Genomic DNA, 289 nt, shown 5'->3' with positions numbered 1-289 from the left:
TGCCACGGGCAAAGATCGGAAGGGTTACGCCAGTACCAGCGCAGCCGTTTTTCCATTTCAGGCGCATAACGCTGAACCCAGCGGTAAATCGTGGAGTGATCGACATTCACTCCGCGTTCAGCCAGCATCTCCTGCAGCTCACGGTAACTGATGCCGTATTTGCAGTACCAGCGTACGGCCCACAGAATGATGTCACGCTGAAAATGCCGGCCTTTGAATGGGTTCATGTGCAGCTCCATCAGCAAAAGGGGATGATAAGTTTATCACCACCGACTATTTGCAACAGTGC

1 pseudogene is annotated in these 289 nt (G+C 52.6%); it reads right to left on the bottom strand.

What is annotated here, in order from left to right:
• Nucleotides 1-227 (bottom strand): annotated as a pseudogene (locus tag ACU696_RS20900) (IS6 family transposase); the annotation flags it as partial.
• Nucleotides 228-289 lie beyond the last annotated feature (62 nt).

It is taken from the genome of Providencia sp. PROV_01, assembly GCF_053098325.1.
Note: the sequence above shows the minus strand (reverse complement) of the source record. Positions and strands in the feature narration are given on the sequence as shown.